At 60.4% G+C, this 17,032-nt stretch carries 15 protein-coding genes; 7 read left to right on the top strand and 8 right to left on the bottom strand.

Going from position 1 to position 17,032, the window contains the following annotated elements:
* Window positions 1-2 precede the first annotated feature (2 nt).
* Window positions 3-1,154 (top strand): acyl-CoA dehydrogenase family protein, encoded by a 1,152-nt coding sequence (locus ACYZTS_RS19815; RefSeq protein WP_461991458.1) that lies wholly within the window; start codon window positions 3-5, stop codon window positions 1,152-1,154.
* A gap of 203 nt (window positions 1,155-1,357) precedes the next feature.
* On the opposite strand, the gene ACYZTS_RS19810 is transcribed toward ACYZTS_RS19815, so the two are convergent.
* The 6 genes from ACYZTS_RS19810 to ACYZTS_RS19785 all read right to left on the bottom strand — a co-directional run bounded on the left by ACYZTS_RS19810 (window position 1,358) and on the right by ACYZTS_RS19785 (window position 8,143).
* Window positions 1,358-2,131 carry an enoyl-CoA hydratase gene (locus ACYZTS_RS19810; RefSeq protein WP_461991456.1) on the bottom strand — a complete coding sequence of 258 codons (774 nt, stop codon included), beginning with the start codon at window positions 2,129-2,131 and terminating at the stop codon, window positions 1,358-1,360.
* 13 nt (window positions 2,132-2,144) lie between these two features.
* Window positions 2,145-3,272 carry an acyl-CoA dehydrogenase gene (locus ACYZTS_RS19805; protein WP_028621080.1) on the bottom strand — a complete coding sequence of 376 codons (1,128 nt, stop codon included), beginning with the start codon at window positions 3,270-3,272 and terminating at the stop codon, window positions 2,145-2,147.
* 126 nt (window positions 3,273-3,398) lie between these two features.
* Window positions 3,399-4,592, bottom strand: coding sequence for an acetyl-CoA C-acyltransferase (locus tag ACYZTS_RS19800; RefSeq protein WP_461991454.1), 1,194 nt, complete (start codon window positions 4,590-4,592; stop codon window positions 3,399-3,401).
* Window positions 4,593-4,604: 12 nt separating this feature from the next.
* Window positions 4,605-5,366 carry an SDR family NAD(P)-dependent oxidoreductase gene (locus ACYZTS_RS19795; protein WP_028621082.1) on the bottom strand — a complete coding sequence of 254 codons (762 nt, stop codon included), beginning with the start codon at window positions 5,364-5,366 and terminating at the stop codon, window positions 4,605-4,607.
* The gene (locus tag ACYZTS_RS19790) at window positions 5,366-7,045 is read right to left on the bottom strand and encodes an AMP-binding protein (protein WP_461991452.1); all 1,680 of its coding nucleotides are present in this window, start codon (window positions 7,043-7,045) and stop codon (window positions 5,366-5,368) included. The genes ACYZTS_RS19795 and ACYZTS_RS19790 overlap by 1 nt, the downstream gene beginning before the upstream one ends.
* 210 nt (window positions 7,046-7,255) lie before the next feature.
* Complete coding sequence (locus ACYZTS_RS19785; protein WP_461991450.1) at window positions 7,256-8,143, bottom strand: AraC family transcriptional regulator; 888 nt, start codon at window positions 8,141-8,143, stop codon at window positions 7,256-7,258.
* Window positions 8,144-8,376: 233 nt separating this feature from the next.
* On the opposite strand from ACYZTS_RS19785, the gene ACYZTS_RS19780 reads away from it, so the two are divergent.
* Together ACYZTS_RS19780 and ACYZTS_RS19775 are read left to right on the top strand one after the other, a co-directional pair.
* Window positions 8,377-9,447: an aldo/keto reductase gene (locus ACYZTS_RS19780; RefSeq protein WP_461991448.1), complete on the top strand. Its 1,071-nt coding sequence runs from the start codon at window positions 8,377-8,379 to the stop codon at window positions 9,445-9,447.
* A 4-nt stretch (window positions 9,448-9,451) separates the two neighbouring features.
* A complete protein-coding gene (locus ACYZTS_RS19775; RefSeq protein WP_461991446.1) occupies window positions 9,452-9,970 on the top strand; it encodes a nuclear transport factor 2 family protein in 519 nt (172 codons plus the stop codon).
* A gap of 51 nt (window positions 9,971-10,021) precedes the next feature.
* Here ACYZTS_RS19775 and ACYZTS_RS19770 read toward each other — a convergent pair whose 3' ends face one another.
* Entirely contained in the window at window positions 10,022-11,038 is a 1,017-nt protein-coding gene (locus ACYZTS_RS19770; RefSeq protein ID WP_461991444.1) for an AraC family transcriptional regulator, read from the bottom strand.
* 274 nt (window positions 11,039-11,312) lie between these two features.
* On the opposite strand from ACYZTS_RS19770, the gene efeU reads away from it, so the two are divergent.
* From efeU to efeO (ACYZTS_RS19750), 4 genes are read left to right on the top strand one after another with little or no spacing between them, the layout of a single operon-like run.
* On the top strand, window positions 11,313-12,140 hold the full coding sequence (gene efeU / locus ACYZTS_RS19765; RefSeq protein WP_461991442.1) for an iron uptake transporter permease EfeU: 828 nt from the start codon (window positions 11,313-11,315) through the stop codon (window positions 12,138-12,140).
* An 8-nt stretch (window positions 12,141-12,148) separates the two neighbouring features.
* The gene (gene efeO, locus ACYZTS_RS19760) at window positions 12,149-13,348 is read left to right on the top strand and encodes an iron uptake system protein EfeO (protein WP_028621089.1); all 1,200 of its coding nucleotides are present in this window, start codon (window positions 12,149-12,151) and stop codon (window positions 13,346-13,348) included.
* A gap of 16 nt (window positions 13,349-13,364) precedes the next feature.
* The gene (gene efeB / locus ACYZTS_RS19755) at window positions 13,365-14,663 is read left to right on the top strand and encodes an iron uptake transporter deferrochelatase/peroxidase subunit (protein ID WP_461991439.1); all 1,299 of its coding nucleotides are present in this window, start codon (window positions 13,365-13,367) and stop codon (window positions 14,661-14,663) included.
* A gap of 23 nt (window positions 14,664-14,686) precedes the next feature.
* Window positions 14,687-15,511: an iron uptake system protein EfeO gene (efeO, locus tag ACYZTS_RS19750; protein WP_461991437.1), complete on the top strand. Its 825-nt coding sequence runs from the start codon at window positions 14,687-14,689 to the stop codon at window positions 15,509-15,511.
* A 108-nt stretch (window positions 15,512-15,619) separates the two neighbouring features.
* Here efeO (ACYZTS_RS19750) and pssA read toward each other — a convergent pair whose 3' ends face one another.
* A complete protein-coding gene (pssA, locus tag ACYZTS_RS19745) occupies window positions 15,620-16,963 on the bottom strand; it encodes a CDP-diacylglycerol--serine O-phosphatidyltransferase (RefSeq protein ID WP_028621092.1) in 1,344 nt (447 codons plus the stop codon).
* Between the last annotated feature and the right edge of the window lie 69 nt (window positions 16,964-17,032).

Here is a 17,032-nt window from a genome sequence, read left to right as displayed (position 1 = left end):
CCATGCATGACATCGAATTGAGCGAAGAACAGGTGATGATCCGCGACATGGCCCGGGATTTTGCCCGTGGCGAAATCGCGCCGCACGCACAATCCTGGGAAAAGGCCGGCTGGATCGACGACGCGCTGGTGGCGAAGATGGGCGAACTCGGCTTGCTGGGCATGGTGGTCCCGGAAGAATGGGGTGGCACCTACGTCGACTACGTGGCCTACGCCTTGGCGGTCGAGGAAATATCCGCCGGTGACGGCGCCACGGGTGCGCTGATGAGCATTCACAATTCGGTAGGCTGCGGGCCAGTCCTCAACTACGGCAACGAGGAGCAGAAAAAAACCTGGCTGCCGGACCTCGTCAGCGGCCAGGCTATTGGCTGCTTCTGCCTGACCGAACCGCAGGCCGGTTCCGAAGCACATAACCTGCGCACCCGCGCTGAACTGCGTGACGGCCAGTGGGTAATCAACGGCGCCAAGCAATTTGTCAGCAATGGCAAGCGGGCCAGACTGGCGATCGTGTTCGCGGTGACGGACCCTGATCTGGGCAAGCGCGGCATCTCGGCGTTTCTGGTGCCGACGGACACCGCCGGTTTTATCGTCGACCGCACCGAGCACAAGATGGGCATCCGCGCCTCCGACACCTGCGCGGTGACGTTAAGCAATTGCACGATTCCCGAGGCCAACCTGCTGGGCGAACGTGGCAAGGGTTTGGCAATCGCCTTGTCGAACCTCGAAGGCGGCCGCATCGGCATCGCGGCCCAGGCATTGGGCATCGCCCGCGCGGCGTTCGAAGCGGCGCTGGCCTATTCGCGCGATCGGGTGCAGTTCGACAAGCCGATCATCGAGCACCAGAGCATCGCCAACATGCTGGCGGACATGCACACTCGGTTGAACGCAGCACGCTTGCTGATCCTGCACGCGGCGCGCTTGCGCAGTGCCGGTAAACCGTGTCTGTCGGAGGCTTCACAGGCCAAGCTGTTTGCGTCGGAGATGGCTGAGAAAGTGTGCTCGTCGGCGATGCAGATTCATGGCGGCTACGGGTATCTGGAGGATTACCCGGTTGAGCGCTATTACCGCGACGCGCGGATTACGCAGATTTACGAAGGGTCGAGCGAAATTCAGCGGATGGTGATTGCGCGGGAGTTGAAGCATTACCTGGTGTGATGCTTAAAAGCATCGCGGGCAAGCCCGGCTCCCACAGGTGATGCGTCGTTTGAAAGAACACCGATTACCTGTCAGCGCGAGCCTGCTCACAATGACGCTTTCGCGAGCAAGCCCGCTCCCACATTCGACAGCGTACCTTCAGAAGAAATGCGCTCAAATGTGGGAGCGGGCTTGCTCGCGAAGGGGCTAGTGAAAACGCCGTATTACTTACCTAGGAACTGCGCCTCACGCTTGCCAATAAAAGCCGCCATCCCTTCCTTCTGATCCTGCGTCGCAAACGCGGCATGGAACACCCGACGCTCGAAACGCACGCCTTCCGACAAGCTCACCTCGAACGCGCGGTTCACACTTTCCTTGACCATCATCGCAATCGGCAACGACTTCTTCGCAATCAGCGTCGCGACTTTAAGCGCCTCATCCAGCAGCTCATCCGCCGGCACGATCCGTGCGACGATGCCGCAGCGCTCGGCTTCCACCGCATCGATCAAGCGCCCGCTCAGGCACATCTCCATCGCCTTGGCTTTACCCACCGCGCGGGTCAGGCGCTGGGTGCCGCCCATGCCGGGCAGCACGCCAAGGTTGATTTCCGGCTGACCGAATTTCGCGTTGTCCCCGGCCAGAATAAAGTCGCACATCAACGCCAGCTCACAGCCGCCGCCCAAGGCAAAACCGTTGACCGCAGCGATGATCGGCTTGCGGCGGTTGGCCACGCGATCGCTGTCGCTGAACAAGTCGTCCAGGTAGATTTGCGGGTAGGTCAGCTCGGCCATTTCCTTGATGTCCGCGCCGGCAGCAAAGGCTTTTTTCGAGCCGGTGAGGACGATGCATCCGATATTCGAATCCGCTTCCAGGCCATCAAGCGCGTGATTCAACTCACTGACAATCTGAGCGTTCAACGCATTGAGCGCTTGCGGACGGTTGAGGGTGATCAGGCCAACGCGGCCCTGGACTTCCAGCAAAATCGTTTCGTAGTTCACAACGGACTCCTTCTCAAAGATTGCGCGAAATAACCATACGCTGAATGTCGCTGGTGCCTTCGTAGATCTGGCAAACCCGCACGTCGCGGTAAATTCGCTCCAGCGGGAAATCGTTCAGATAACCGTAGCCGCCCAGGGTTTGCAATGCCGAAGAACAAACCTTCTCGGCCATTTCCGAGGCGAACAGTTTGGCCATCGACGCTTCAACCAGCGCCGGCTTGCCACTGTCTCGCAGGGCCGCCGCGTAATGCACCATCTGCCGCGCAACCGCGATCTGTGTGGCCATGTCGGCCAGACGAAACGCCACAGCCTGATGCTCGATGATTGGCTTGCCGAAGCTCTCGCGCTCGCGGGCATAATCGCGCGCCGCTTCAAACGCAGCGCGGGCCATGCCGACCGACTGCGACGCGATACCGACGCGCCCGCCTTCCAGGTTGGCCAAGGCGATGCGATAGCCTTCGCCCTCCTCGCCCAAGCGATTGGCCACCGGCACTTTGACGTCTTCAAACAGAATCTGACAGGTGTCCGACGCATGCTGGCCGAGTTTGTCTTCAACCCGGGCGACTTTGTAGCCCGGCGAATCGGTCGGCACGATCAACGCGGTGATGCCGCGTTTGCCGGCGCTCGGGTCAGTCACCGCGAACACGATCACCACACCGGCGTTCTGCCCGGACGTGATGAATTGTTTGCAACCGTTGAGCACGTAGTGATCGCCTTCCAGACGCGCCCGGGTTTTCAAGCCGCTGGCATCGGAACCGGCCTGCGGTTCGGTGAGGGCGAAGGCGCCGAGCATGGCGCCGCTGGCCAATGGCTTGAGGAAACGCTCTTTCTGTTCATCGGTGCCGTAGTTGAGGATCGGCACGCAGCCAACCGAGTTGTGCACGCTCATGATGGTCGAGCACGCGCCGTCGCCGGCGGCGATTTCTTCCAGTGCCATGGCGTAGGCCAGGTAGCCGGTGTCGCAGCCACCCCACTGTTCCGGCACCAGCATGCCGAAGAAGCCCAGCTCAGCCATTTCGCCGATGGCTTCCTTGGGGAAGCGGTGCTCACGGTCCCACTCAGCGGAGAACGGCTTGAGCCGCTCCTGGGCAAACTGCCGGGCCGCTTCGCTGATTTGCAGTTGTTCGTCGTTGGGAATCATGGGTAAACCTTAAGAAGTGGATACCCCTGTAGGAGTGAGCCTGCTCGCGATAGCGGTGGATCAGCCACCCTTTGTATTGACTGATCCACCGTTATCGCGAGCAGGCTCGCTCCTACAGGAATCGAGTTAGTACAAACACTCAACCGCCATCGCCGTGGCTTCGCCGCCGCCGATGCAGATTGCCGCAACCCCGCGCTTCAAGCCTTTCTGGCGCAACGCCGAAAGCAACGTCACCAGGATTCTTGCACCCGACGCGCCGATCGGATGACCGAGGGCGCACGCGCCGCCGTGGACATTGACCTTCTCGTGGGGGATTTCCAGTTGGGTCATGGTTGCCAGGCCGACCACCGCGAAAGCTTCGTTGACTTCCACCAGATCGACCTGGTCCAGCGACCAGCCGGTTTTCTGCATCAGCTTTTTGATCGCACCAATCGGCGCGACCGGGAACAGGCCTGGCGTGTCGGCAAACGCCGCGTGACCATGGATCACTGCCAAGGGCTTCAAGCCGCGTTTTTGCGCTTCGGACTGACGCATGAGCACCAGCGCCGCTGCCCCGTCGGAAATGGAACTGGAGTTCGCCGCCGTCACCGTGCCGCCCTCGCGGAACGCCGGTTTCAACGAGGCGATCTTGTCCAGCCGGGCTTTCGGTGGCTGCTCATCGTTGCTGATCAGCACCTGTTCCTTACCGACCGTCACGGTGAGCGGGACGATTTCGTCCTTGAAAGCGCCATCCGCAATCGCCTGCTGTGCACGAGTGGTCGACGCGATGGCAAACGCATCCTGAGCCTCACGGCTGAAGCCGTTGGTCTCGGCGCAGTCTTCAGCGAAGGTGCCCATCAAACGGCCCTTGTCGTACGCATCTTCGAGGCCATCAAGGAACATGTGATCGAGCACGCGACCGTGGCCCATGCGGTAACCACTGCGCGCGCGGTCCAGCAGGTACGGCGCGTTGGACATGCTTTCCATGCCACCGGCCACCACCACGTCGGCGCTCCCGGCGACCAGCATGTCGTGGGCCAGAATCGCCGCTTCCATACCCGACCCGCACATCTTGTTCAGCGTCGTGCAACGGGTCGATTTATCCAGCCCTGCACCCAGCGCTGCCTGACGTGCAGGCGCTTGGCCGAGGCCGCCGGACAGTACGCAACCAAACAACACTTCTTCGACCGAATCAGCGCCGATACCGGCGCGTTCGACCGCTGCACGGATGGCGGCGGCACCGAGTTGCGGCGCGCTCAGACTTTTCAGTTCGCCCTGAAAACCGCCCATCGGTGTGCGGACAGCGCTGACAATAACTATCGGATCGTTGGCAATCGTCATGACAAATTCCTCTTACTTGGCGGCCATGCGCAAGGCGCCGTCGAGACGGATCACCTCGCCGTTGAGCATGCTGTTTTCAATGATATGCCGGACCAGCCCGGCGTACTCGGAAGGTTTACCCAAGCGAGGCGGAAACGGCACACCGGCGGCCAGCGAGTCGCGTACTTCCGGGGTCATGCCGGCCATCATCGGCGTTTCGAAAATACCTGGGGCGATGGTCATTACGCGGATCCCGAAGCGCGCCAGTTCCCGCGCGGCGGGCAAAGTCAGGCTGGCAATCGCGCCTTTGGAAGCGGCATACGCCGCCTGGCCGATCTGACCGTCGAAGGCCGCCACCGACGCGGTGTTGATGATCACACCGCGTTCACCGTCGCCATCCGCTTCGGTTTCGGCAATCGCTGCGGCGGCAAGGCGCAGCATGTTGAAGCTGCCGATCAGGTTGACATTGATCACCTGGCTGAAATTGGCCAATACGTGCGGGCCGTTCTTGCCGAGGATTTTCTCGCCACGCACGATGCCGGCGCAGTTGACCAGACCATTGAGGCCGCCGAACGCTTCGACCGTCGCCGCAACAGCAGCCTCGGCAGCGGCTTCATTACTGATGTCGGCCACGACACTGTGCGCACCGAGGCGCTGGGCCTGGGCCGCGAGCGCGTCGGCGTTCATGTCCACGAGCATCACTTTGGCACCGCCTGCGACCAGCATTTCAGCGGTCGCTGCACCAAGCCCGGAGGCGCCGCCAGTGACGATAAAAATCTTGTTTTCGATCTGCATCATTGTTTCCCTGATTCAAGCTGAGGGGTTTTCGCCGCAGCCTCGTGGGCCTTGGCGATTTCCTGGTTGCGCAAGATAAAGCGCTGCAATTTGCCGCTTGGGGTTTTCGGCAACTCGCTGACAAATTCGATTTCACGTGGATAGGCATGCGCGGCCAGGCGCTTGCGCACGTGCTGCCGCAGTTCTTCGGCCAGCTCCGGCGCGGCGCGGTATTGCGCGCTGAGCACAACAAAGGCTTTGACCAGTTCGGTGCGCTCCGGATCGGGCTTGCCGACCGCCGCAGCTTCTATGACCGCCGGATGCTCGATCAACGCACTTTCGACGTCGAACGGGCCGACACGGTAGCCGGACGTAGTGATCACATCGTCACTGCGCCCGACGAAACTGATGCTGCCGTCCGGGTTCCACTCGACCGTATCACCGCTCAGGTAATAGTTACCGACGAACGCCTTGGTCGGCACGCCTTCGTAACCGCCGAACCAGCACATCGGTGACTGGCTGCGATCAATTGCCAGAATGCCGGGCTGACCGACGCCGAGTTCGTTGTACGCATCATCGAGCACCACGATGCGATGGCCCGGTGAAGCGAAACCGGCAGCCCCCATATGGATCGGATGGTCCAGGCCGTGGTGGTTGCACAGGACCATGCCCAATTCGGTCTGGCCGTAATGGTCGTGAATGACGACGCCGAGGTGGTCGGCGAACCAGCGAATGACTTCCGGGTTCAGCGGCTCGCCGGCACTGCTGACGATGCGCAGCCTGCCCTTGATCGATTTGGCGAAGTCGTCGCCGCCGGCGATCAGCAGGCGGTACGCGGTTGGCGAGCCGGTCAGGTTGGTGATTTTGTATTTGTTGATCACCCGGCAGGTGCTTTCGAGGGTGAACGGGCCATCGTAGAAGGTGATCGGATGCCCTATCGCCATCGGTCCGGTGACACCGAAATAGATGCCGTACGCCCAGCCCGGATCGGCGACGTTCCAGAAGGCATCTTCCGGGCGCAGGTCAACGGCGTCGCGGGTGTAACTCTGGAAGGCGACGATCGCCTTGAGGGGCACGGATAAAGCCTTTGACGGGCCGGTGGTACCCGAGGTGAACATCAGCAGGAAAGGGTCTTCACCGCTGAGCATGACCGGTTCGCAGTCAGCGGAATAATTGGCCAGCTCGGCCCAAAAGCTGAAGTCACCCCGGACGATGCCCTGACCTTTCACGCCGCCCACGGTGACGATGGTCGGGCAGTCGGCGACTTCTGCGAGTTTCGGGCGGTTGACCGCATCGCTGACCACCACTTTGGCGCTGGAACTGCTCAAGCGATGTTCGATGGCTTTGGGACCAAACGCGGTGAATAGCGGCTGATAGACGGCGCCGATGCGCCAGGTGGCGAACACGGTGATCAACAACTCGATATTGCGCGGCAACAGACCGGCGACCTTGTCGCCCTTTTTCACCCCTTGAGCCAGAAGGAAATTGGCGAAACGCGCGGCTTTGTCTTGCAGGTCGCTGAAGGTGTACGTCGCACTGTCACCGTCGCGCCCTTCCCAGAACAGGGCGATGCGCCCCGGCAAGGCGTGGCGGTCGCAGCACTCGACGCAGGCGTTGAGCGCGGTCAGATCACCCGACAGCGCGGTATCGACGGTGTGCTGGTAATCGAACTGAGACGTGGCAGACAAGTAGTCGCGCATGACCAGAATCCCTCTGTTTTTTTATTAGGTTGGGGGAACCGAATTCAACAAGGGAATATTCGCGCTGTGCGGGGCGCGGGGCAATGGTCAAAGCGACCAAGTTGGTTGACTGGTTTGGCCAAGGTTTGGGAGGGAGCGACGAAGGACGGGATGCACGAGTCTAGCGTTTGGCGTGGTGCTGCTCGCCTGACGCGTGTGAAAACCGCAGCGTTACCTGCCATGCGCCAGGCGAAAGCGGTTTGCATCCTTTGCCGGGGGGGTACCGAACAGCCGTGAATAATCGCGGCTGAACTGCGACGGGCTATCGTACCCCACGACATGTCCTGCGCTTGCCGCGTCCAGTCCGTCCGTGACCATAAGACGGCGCGCCTCCTGCATCCTCAACTGAGTCCTGAACGCCAAGGGGCTCATTGCCGTGACTGCCTTGAAATGTTCATGGAATGCCGACCGACTCATGCCGGCAACCTTGACTAAATCATCGATACGGCAGGCATCCTTGAAATTCGCTCTGATCCACAGGATCGCACGAGCGACCTGACCGTGTCGGCTATCAGACTGAGTCATCGCGTGGATGATTGCACCGCTTGGACCTGTGAACAGTCTGTAAAAGATCTCACGTGTGGCGAGTGGCCCGAGCGCCTCGATATCCTCTGGTGTATCAAGCAGCGTAACGAGCCTCGTGACTGCATCAAGAAGTCCCGAAGTCATCTCATTGACTGTCAGGCCTGCTGAGATGGTGCTTTGGGCGGGTGAGCGAGGATATCTCAACGCCAGATCCCCGAGCTCGGTCGAGTCGAGGTCGAGTTGAACGCTCATGTAAGGGTGCAATGCACTCGCCTGAATGACCGTGCCCACGACGGGAAGCCCCACCGAGGCAACCAGATAGCTGGTCGGGTCGTAATGAAGCACGTTGGCGCCGAGCGTGGCCCGCTTTCGCCCCTGCGCGACGAAGCAGGCGGTCGGCTCATAGATGACGGGCATCGGCATCGTCGGCTCTGACCATCGGATCAGCTTCACACCAGGGATCGGACATTCGAACGTCCCGTCTTGTGGCGTGTGCCGAGCTATTGCCTCACGGAATCGTTCGAGCTGAGTCATTGGCCATTATCCCCCTATTCGCTCATTGCACCGGGCCTGAGCGTCGCGTGGTCATTATCGAAGCCCTCTGGATGATCGTGCAATCATTCAGGAAAAGCGTTCTACCTGCACCGTCCCTATCTCAACAGAATGGGCACATGCGAAGCGTGAGCTTCTCTTGTGCTGGCGATGGCATCTGCCGGGATACCACTGGCGCCAGCTATCCCAACTGACGATCCTGTGAGGACGCAATAATGGCTAACCAAACGTTACTGAACAATTACCGTTTGCTCGGACGCTCAGGCCTGCGGGTATCGCCCCTGTCGCTGGGCACCATGACCTTTGGGTCTGATTGGGGCTGGGGCGCTGATGACGCAGAAGCCAAACGCATCTTTGATGCCTACGTTGACCGCGGGGGAAATTTCATCGACACCGCCGTGAACTACACCGATGGAGCATCCGAGCGGATCCTCGGTGGTTTTATCAAAGAAAAGCGTGAGCGGATTATTCTGGCGACCAAATTCACCATGGCGCGGGACGCGCAGAATATCAACTCCGGGGGCAATCATCGCTTGAACCTTGTGCGCTCGGTTGAGGCCAGTCTTCGTCAGCTGGATACCGACCGCATCGACCTCTTGTACTTGCATGCCTGGGATTTCACGACGACGCCTGACGAGGTGATGCGAAGTCTCGATGCCCTCGTCCAGTCGGGCAAGATTCTCTATGTCGGCATTTGCAACACGCCGGCCTGGCGGGTCGCACAGATGCAAACACTGGCAGATCTTCGCGGCTGGTCGCCTTTTGTCGCGCTCCAGATCGGTTATAGCCTGGTCGAGCGTACCGTCGAGCATGAGCTCATGCCGATGGCGCAAGCGATGGGCCTTGGCGTTCTGCCGTGGTCACCCCTGGGCGGCGGAATACTCACCGGCAAATACAGCCGCGCCGACCTGTCGAGCGAGAATGACGCGAATGTGTCGGCAACGCGCAAAGGTGTGATTGCCTCGTCGGGCCACCTCAACGAGCATGCGCTGGCCATCGCGGACGTAGTGGGTGAAATAGCCGAAGAGACGCACGCGTCGCGCTCGCAAGTTGCGCTTGCGTGGACGTTACAGCATCCGGCTGTGGTCTCGCCCGTCATGGGCGCGCGCACGCTGGAACAGGCCGAGGACAATTTCGGCGCGTTAGACGTTGAATTCACAGCGGATCAGCTGGAGCGACTTAACCAGGCCAGCGCGATCGCGCCTATTTTCCCGGAGAACTTCATCGGCCGGCCGATGGGCCAGCAACTTATCTTCGGCAAAAACACCGTCGCAGTCAGGAGGTAATGCCATGACCCGTATAACTTACGCCAAGCGTTTCACCCCCGCCGTGTTTTGCGCAGTTCTTGCCTGCTTCGCAATGCCAGCGCTGGCCCAGGTAGCGCCCCTACAGGAGGCGCCAATCGAGCAAAACAGAGCCTTCATCTCGGCCGCATTTGATCGCTGGGCCGCCGGCGGGTCCGGCTTCTTCAATGAAGTACTGGCGCCTGACGTCGTCTGGACAATCAAGGGCTCCGGGCCAAGTGCGGGGACCTACCACGGCCGGGATGACTTGATGGCGCGGGCCGTTCGTCCTCTGGCAACCCGCCTGAGCACACCGATCCGGCCGGTCGCGAAACGAATCTGGGCCGAAGGCGATCACGTCGTTATCAACTGGGACGGGGAAGCCCTCGCGCGCGACGGCAAGCCCTACACCAACAGTTACGTCTGGATCTTGCGCATGGAGGGGGGACGGGCCGCCGAGGTAACAGCGTTTCTCGACCTGGTTGCCTATGATGACGTGCTGCGTCGCATTCCCCAGCCAGATTAGGGACGCAGATCTTCATCTGTGGGTTCGCCGATGGGAGGTCTGAGGGTACGATCAATCAGCCTCGTTCAAAATCAAACTCCGATAATGCCCCGGATTTGACCCCGACCACTTGCGAAACGCCTTGTAGAACGAGCTCACATCAGCAAACCCTAGCCGCATGGCGATTTCGGCGAAACTGATCGCCGGCTCGGCCAGCCAGATAATCGCCAACTCCTTGCGCACGCTGTCCTTGAGCCCTTGATACGTCTGCCCTTCCTCAGACAAACGACGACGCAAGGTTGAGGCGGACATGCACAACTGCTGTGCCAGCGCCTCGGTTTCGGGCCAACGCTCGGCAGGCAGGTGACGCAGATCGTGCTTGATCCGGCTGGCCAGGCTCTGCGGGTCGCGGTACTTCACCAGGATGTTCGCCGGCGCATGGGCAAGGAAACGCTTGAGTTCTTCGGCGCTGCGCTTGATCGGCAAATCCAGGCAATCGGCAGAAAAAATCATCCGCGTGCGGGGCCGATCGAAGCGCAGGTTTTGCGAAAACATCACCTGGTAATCGTCACAAAAATCCGGTTCCGCGCAGCGCAGCTCGACGGCCAGAATCGGGATCCGCCGCCCTGCCAGCCAACACGCAACGCCGTGCACGATCATCCAGTAAGTAAAATAGGTGAAGGCCCGGCGTGGATCGCGCCCGTCTTCAAGCAGGACAATTTCCGCCAGACTTTGCTGCCGCACCAGTTGCGCCGGCATGTGTTCGAGCATCAGCGAGAGAAAGCCGAGACCCGAGGTCAGGCCCGCCGCCAGCGTCGGCTGGGCCATTGCACAGCGACACAGAAAGGCCAGGCTGCCCGATTTGAGCTGGCGCGGGTCCATGCCAAAGAACTCGTCATCGCGGCGCCTGGCCAGCAAGCGCCAAAGACGTGCGTAAGCGGTGGCCGGGACGCGGGCCGTCAGGTTTTTTAATAACCCGGGATCAATGCCGACCTTGTGCAACACCTCTTCGGTGGCCGCGCCCGACGCGCAACTTTGCAACAGCGCTTCACGCACCAGTTGGATGGAGATGGTGTCTTTTTCCGCCATGGAGCGAGGTGGGCCGTGTTGTTTTCGGGATGGTGCGCATAGTAGCGCATGGCGCTGCATTCCCGTAGGCGCTGGCTTGCCAGCGATGAACGATGACGCGGTCGGCTGCAGGCACGGTGTCGCGCTCATCGCGGGCAAATCGGAATGCTGCACCCATCTCAACGTGTTGAAAGTTGTTCAGCTTAGGTTCAGCTAAATGTCAATGATTGCCATTTGGGAATGAATGTCATTATGTTACAACTTAGCACCCTAACTAATTACTCCACGGTGCTGAATGCTGGTTCCCTTTTTGATCATGCTGCGCGAAGGCATCGAGGCCGCGCTGATCGTTGGCATCATCGCCAGCTACCTCAAGCAAACCGGGGGCGGGCAATGGATGCCCGCAGTCTGGATCGGCGTGTTTCTGGCCGCCGCGCTGGCGTTGCTGGTGGGTGGCGGTCTGGAACTGGTCAGCGCTGAATTTCCGCAAAAACAACAGGAGCTGTTCGAAGGCGTGGTCGGACTGGTCGCCGTCGCCATCCTCAGTTCCATGGTGTTCTGGATGCGCAAAGTCGCACGCACGATCAAGCATTCGCTGCACACCTCACTGGACCAGGCGTTGGCGGGCAATAAACATCAGGTGACCGCTCTGATCGCCATGGTGTTTTTCGCCGTCGCGCGGGAAGGCCTGGAGACGGTGTTCTTTCTGCTCGCCGTGTTCCAGCAGAGCGAAGGTCCCGCTGCACCACTGGGCGCCCTGCTCGGTCTGGTGCTGGCGGTCATTGTTGGTTTCCTCATCTACAGCGGCAGCTTGCGCCTGAACCTCGGCGCGTTTTTCCGCTGGACCGGATTGTTCATATTGGTGGTCGCCGCCGGCATTCTTGCCAATTCGGTGCAGGCGCTGCACGAAGCCGGCGTGTGGAATCACTTGCAAAGCGTGCTGTTCGACGTCAGTGCGACGCTGCCAATGGACGGCCCGCTCGGCTCGGTGCTGGCCGGGATGTTCGGCTATCAGGACGCGCCAATTGTCAGCACGCTCGGGGCCTATCTGCTCTATCTGGTAGTGGCACTGGTGATGTTTTTCCTGCCTGCCCGGCAACCTCAAACAATGACCCATCAATAAGGCCCACCATGCCCAACCAAAAACCTCCTCAGGCTTCCCCTCCCCGCGCACTGCGCTGGGCGGTGGCGGGCTCCGTCGTGGTGATGATCGCCGCGGGCGCTCTGTTCTATTACGCCGCGCAATTGGCCGCGAGCAAACGACAGATCAACCACGACGAAGTGCAGGTGACCATTCACCCGCACAGCTGTGAACCCAATGCACTGACGGTGCCCGCCGGCCGCGCGAGTTTCCGCATCGTCAACCGTTCCGACCGGGCGGTTGAGTGGGAAATCCTCGACGGTGTGCTGGTGGTTGAAGAGCGAGAGAACATCGCACCGGGCCTGAGTCAGGTAATCAACGCGAAGCTGTTGCCCGGCGACTACGCGATTACCTGTGGCCTGCTGAGTAATCCACGCGGCACCCTGCACGTGACCGCGACTGCCGCTTCCGATGCAGCCGCCAAGGCCAAGCCATCGATGACCGCATTCGTCGGGCCGTTGTCGGAATTCCGCGTCTATCTGAGCAGCCAGAGCAGCGCCCTGATCAAGGCCGTCGCGGCGTTACAGCAGGCCATCGATGCCGGTGATCTAAGTCGGGCGCAAGCGCTGTATGCACCGGCCCGCGCCGCCTATCAACGTATCGCCCCGGCTGCGCAGCGATTCGCCGAGCTGGACAATGCCATCAACGCCCGCGCCGATTACTTTGAGAAACGCGAACAGGATCCCGCCTTTGTCGGCTTCCATCGCGTCGAATTTGCAATGTTCCAGCAGCGCTCGCTCGACGGTCTTACGCCGATCAGCCAGCGTTTGTTCAGCGATGTCACCGCACTCAAACAGCAACTGCTCGCCCAGTCGCTGCCCCCTGAACAACTGGTCAGCATCGTGGTGCGCAACCTGGACAGCCTGGGCAATGTGCGCGCCGGCAGTGGCGAGGAAGAACGGTACAGCCACACCGACCTCAACGGCTTCGCCGCCAACCTGTTTGCAGTGCGCAAAGTGGTCGATCTGTTGCGTCCTCTACTGAGCAAATCCAACGCCGACTTGCTAATGAACGTCGACACCGCTGCCAATGCGTTCGATGCGCAACTCAACGACCTCAAGGACGCGCAAGGCTACGCCAGCTATGACAGCGTCAGCGCCGGGAAACGTCAGCAGATTGCCGACAAGGCCAAAGCGCTGTCCGCTGCCCTCACTGAAATCGATCCCGCCCTCGGCCTTTCCGGCCTGTAAGCAGAAGACACCAACGATGAGCAATTCAGAACAATTTTCTGCCCAGCGCCGCCGCGTATTGCTCGGCATGGGCGCTGCCGGCGTCGCACTCGCCGGTTCGGCCTTGAGTTGCCCGGCCATGGCAGCCAGCGCTGCCCAGGTGACCGAAGCACCGAGCAGCGACAACACCGAAAACCGCCAGGCGTTTTATGGCAAGCATCAAAGCGGCATCGTCACCCCTCGCCCGGCGTCGGGCATGCTGGTGTCGTTCGATGTGCTGGCCAGCGATCGCGAGGATCTTGAGCGGTTGTTTCGCACCCTCAACGAGCGCATCGCCTTCTTGATGAAGGGTGGCCCGGTGGAGCAAGTCGATCCGAAACTGCCGCCGGTAGATTCCGGGATTCTCGGCCCGGTCGTTACGCCGGACAACCTGACCATCACCGTGTCGGTCGGTGAATCGTTGTTCGACGAACGCTTTGGCCTGGCCAACGCCAAACCCAAGCGCTTGTCGCGCATGGTCGGCTTCCCCAATGACGCGCTGGACGCCGATTGCTGCCATGGCGACCTGAGCCTGCAGTTTTGCGCCAACACCGCCGACACCAACATTCATGCCCTGCGCGACATTGTCAAGAACCTCCCGGACCTGCTGCTGGTGCGCTGGAAACAGGAAGGCAGTGTGCCGCCGCAAGCGCCATCCAAACCGGGCGTGCCAGCGCAAAGTGCGCGCAATTTCCTCGGCTTTCGTGACGGTTCGGCCAACCCCGATTCCAACGATGCCAAGGCCATGGACAGCCTCGTCTGGGTGCAACCCGGCAGTGACGAACCGGCCTGGGCCGCGCACGGCAGTTACCAAGCCGTGCGAATCATCCGCAATTTTGTCGAACGCTGGGACCGCACACCGCTGCAAGAGCAGGAAAGCATTCTGGGTCGGATCAAAACCACCGGTGCTCCAATCGGCGGCACGCAGGAAACACAAGTGCCCGATTACCGCGAGGATCCGCACGGCAAACTGACCCGACTCGACGCGCACATTCGCCTGGCCAATCCGCGTACCGCTGCGAGCCAGGCCAATCTGATCCTGCGCCGGCCGTTCAACTATTCCAACGGGGTGAACAAGAACGGTCAGCTGGACATGGGCCTGCTGTTCATCTGCTATCAGGCCGATCTGGAAAAAGGCTTTATCACTGTGCAAAAGCGGCTCGATGGCGAGCCGCTGGAGGAATACCTGAAACCGGTCGGTGGCGGTTATTTCTTCACGCTGCCCGGTGTCACTGACGAGCAGGATTTCATCGGTCGTTCACTGCTCGCAGCCACGCACTCGCAAGCTCCTGTTTAAGACCTCCCCACACGGAACCGCCCATGAAAAAGTCGCCACTCGCTTTACTGCTGACCCTTGGTTTGCTCAACATCCCCGCCACGGCGTTCGCGGCGCCGGCGCCGCTGGAGCTGGTGAATCCGATATCGGATTACAAAATCTATGTCACCGAACAGCTGGATGAACTGGCCAGCCACACCCAGCAGTTCACCGATGCGGTTAAGCACGGCGACCTGGCCACGGCGAAGAAACTGTATGCGCCGACGCGAGTGTTTTACGAGACGGTCGAGCCGATTGCCGAGCTGTTCAGCGACCTGGACGCGTCCATCGATTCGCGGGTCGATGACCACGAGCAAGGCGTAAAAGCGCCGGATTTCACCGGTTTTCACCGCATCGAATATTCGTTGTTCGCCGAGAACAGCACCCAGGGCCTGGAAGCTCTGGCGGACCGGTTGAACAACGATGTGCAAGACCTGCAAACCCGTGTGGCGGGCCTGACCTTCCCTCCTGAAAAAGTGGTGGGTGGTGCAGCGGTGTTGCTGGAGGAAGTGGCGGCCACGAAAATTTCCGGGGAGGAAGATCGCTATAGCCACACTGATCTGTATGACTTCCAGGGCAATATCGACGGCGCGAAGAAAATCGTTGACCTGTTCCGGCCGCAGATCGAGCAGCAGGACGCGGCGTTCATGGCCAAGGTCGACAAAAATTTCGCCACGGTGAACAACACACTGGCGAAATACCGGACCGCGAACGGTGGCTTTGAAACCTATGACAAAGTCAAGGATAACGACCGCAAACGACTGGTCGGGCCGGTCAATACACTGGCCGAGGATTTGTCGATGATGCGCGGTAAGCTGGGGTTGAACTGAGCCATCAACACGTGGGGGATCTCGCTGGGTTCGGCATCCACGCACTTCCCTGTGGGAGCGAGCCTGCTCGCGAAAGCGTCGTCACTGACGACGCCAACCCAAACCTGTTTACAAAATCCGGTACAACCAACGCTCAATGCGCACTCGACTCACGCGCTTGAGAAACTTCGCCACGCCGGCCGGATAGTCCGGCATCGTCTGCAGATCCTGGTATCGCTCGATGCGCGAGGTGTGCTGGAAAATCTCTTGCAGTTCCCGTGCGCGCGGCTCAAGCATTTCGCCTTGTGGATCATCGATCAACAGGCCGTTTTCCAGATCAAGCCGGAACGCGCGCGGGTTGAGATTGTTGCCGGTCAGCAAGGTGTAGCGCTGGTCGACCCACATGCCTTTGAGGTGATAGGTGTGATCGCCATCCTTCCACAGGTGCAGGTTCAACTGGCCACCCTCGACGCTGCGATGGTGGCGCTTGGCGAAGCGGCGCAGGCTGATTTCATACAGGTACGGCAGCGCCGAAATCACCTTGAACGGCTCGCTCGGCGGGATGTAGAAATCGTTGGCGGTCTTGTCGCCGACCACAATGTCGATCTTCACCCCACGCGCCAGTGCCCGATTGATTTCCCGGGTCACGGCCAGTGGCAGGTTGAAGTACGGCGTGCAGATGGTCAGTTGGTATTTGGCGCTGGCAATCAACTCGCAGATCACCCGGCTCAACGGGTTGTTCTTGCCGACGCCCAAGAGCGGGCTGACCGACAAACCATTCCTGGCCGTGCTGCCGGCGGTTGTGTCATACGCCGCGTGCTTGAGGCGACTGCGCAAGTCGCCGATGTCATTGCGCAGACTGCGGGTGGTCGGCAGATTTGGCAGATCGAGGCGATGCACCGCTTTGGAAGCGATCAGACCGTGCTGAATCAGGTGCTGCATCGAGTCGGCCAGCGCGGCGTTGTTCAACAGGTGATAACGGTCGTAACGGTACTTGTCGAACTTGTGCAGATAGACGTTATTGAGGCTCGCGCCGCTGTAGATCACGCAATCGTCGATCACGAAACCTTTCAGATGCAATACACCGAACAGCTCGCGGGTTTGCACCGGAACCCCGTATACGGGCACTTCACTTTGGTGTGTGCGAGTCGTTTCCTGATACCACGCCGAGTTGCCCGGCTGCTTGCCCGCGCCGATCAAACCACGCTGGGCGCGCAGCCAGTCGACCACCACCACGACATCCAGCTCCGGACGCGCCAGTTTGGCAGCATGCAAGGCGTCAAGAATTTCCTGGCCGGCTTCATCCTGTTGCAGGTAAAGCGCCACGATGTAGATCCGCCGGGTTGCGCTGGCGATCTGTTCCAGCAGGCAACGACGAAACTCGGCAGCGCCAGAGAGAATGGTGACGGCCTCGGCGGTCAGCGGGAAACTGCGCAGTTTGGGCAGCAGGGAGCGTTTGAAAAGCGACGGCATAGGGCTCGCAATGGGTCGAATCCGAAGAGCTTCAGAGCTTACACCATGGATCCGTTCGGGTCTTGTGGT

It is taken from the genome of Pseudomonas sp. TMB3-21, from assembly GCF_054898145.1.
This window is presented reverse-complemented; position numbering and strand designations above follow the sequence as displayed.

Bases quoted from the DNA above. Each gene is read 5' to 3' on its own strand.
- ACYZTS_RS19815 (WP_461991458.1), top strand. From the start codon at position 3: ATGCATGACATCGAATTGAGCGAAGAACAGGTGATGATCCGCGACATG.
- ACYZTS_RS19805 (WP_028621080.1), bottom strand. From the start codon at position 3,272: ATGATTCCCAACGACGAACAACTGCAAATCAGCGAAGCGGCCCGGCAG.
- ACYZTS_RS19800 (WP_461991454.1), bottom strand. From the start codon at position 4,592: ATGACGATTGCCAACGATCCGATAGTTATTGTCAGCGCTGTCCGCACA.
- ACYZTS_RS19795 (WP_028621082.1), bottom strand. From the start codon at position 5,366: ATGCAGATCGAAAACAAGATTTTTATCGTCACTGGCGGCGCCTCCGGG.
- ACYZTS_RS19790 (WP_461991452.1), bottom strand. From the start codon at position 7,045: ATGCGCGACTACTTGTCTGCCACGTCTCAGTTCGATTACCAGCACACC.
- ACYZTS_RS19785 (WP_461991450.1), bottom strand. From the start codon at position 8,143: ATGACTCAGCTCGAACGATTCCGTGAGGCAATAGCTCGGCACACGCCA.
- ACYZTS_RS19780 (WP_461991448.1), top strand. From the start codon at position 8,377: ATGGCTAACCAAACGTTACTGAACAATTACCGTTTGCTCGGACGCTCA.
- ACYZTS_RS19775 (WP_461991446.1), top strand. From the start codon at position 9,452: ATGACCCGTATAACTTACGCCAAGCGTTTCACCCCCGCCGTGTTTTGC.
- ACYZTS_RS19770 (WP_461991444.1), bottom strand. From the start codon at position 11,038: ATGGCGGAAAAAGACACCATCTCCATCCAACTGGTGCGTGAAGCGCTG.
- efeU (WP_461991442.1), top strand. From the start codon at position 11,313: ATGCTGGTTCCCTTTTTGATCATGCTGCGCGAAGGCATCGAGGCCGCG.
- efeO (WP_028621089.1), top strand. From the start codon at position 12,149: ATGCCCAACCAAAAACCTCCTCAGGCTTCCCCTCCCCGCGCACTGCGC.
- efeB (WP_461991439.1), top strand. From the start codon at position 13,365: ATGAGCAATTCAGAACAATTTTCTGCCCAGCGCCGCCGCGTATTGCTC.
- efeO (WP_461991437.1), top strand. From the start codon at position 14,687: ATGAAAAAGTCGCCACTCGCTTTACTGCTGACCCTTGGTTTGCTCAAC.
- pssA (WP_028621092.1), bottom strand. From the start codon at position 16,963: ATGCCGTCGCTTTTCAAACGCTCCCTGCTGCCCAAACTGCGCAGTTTC.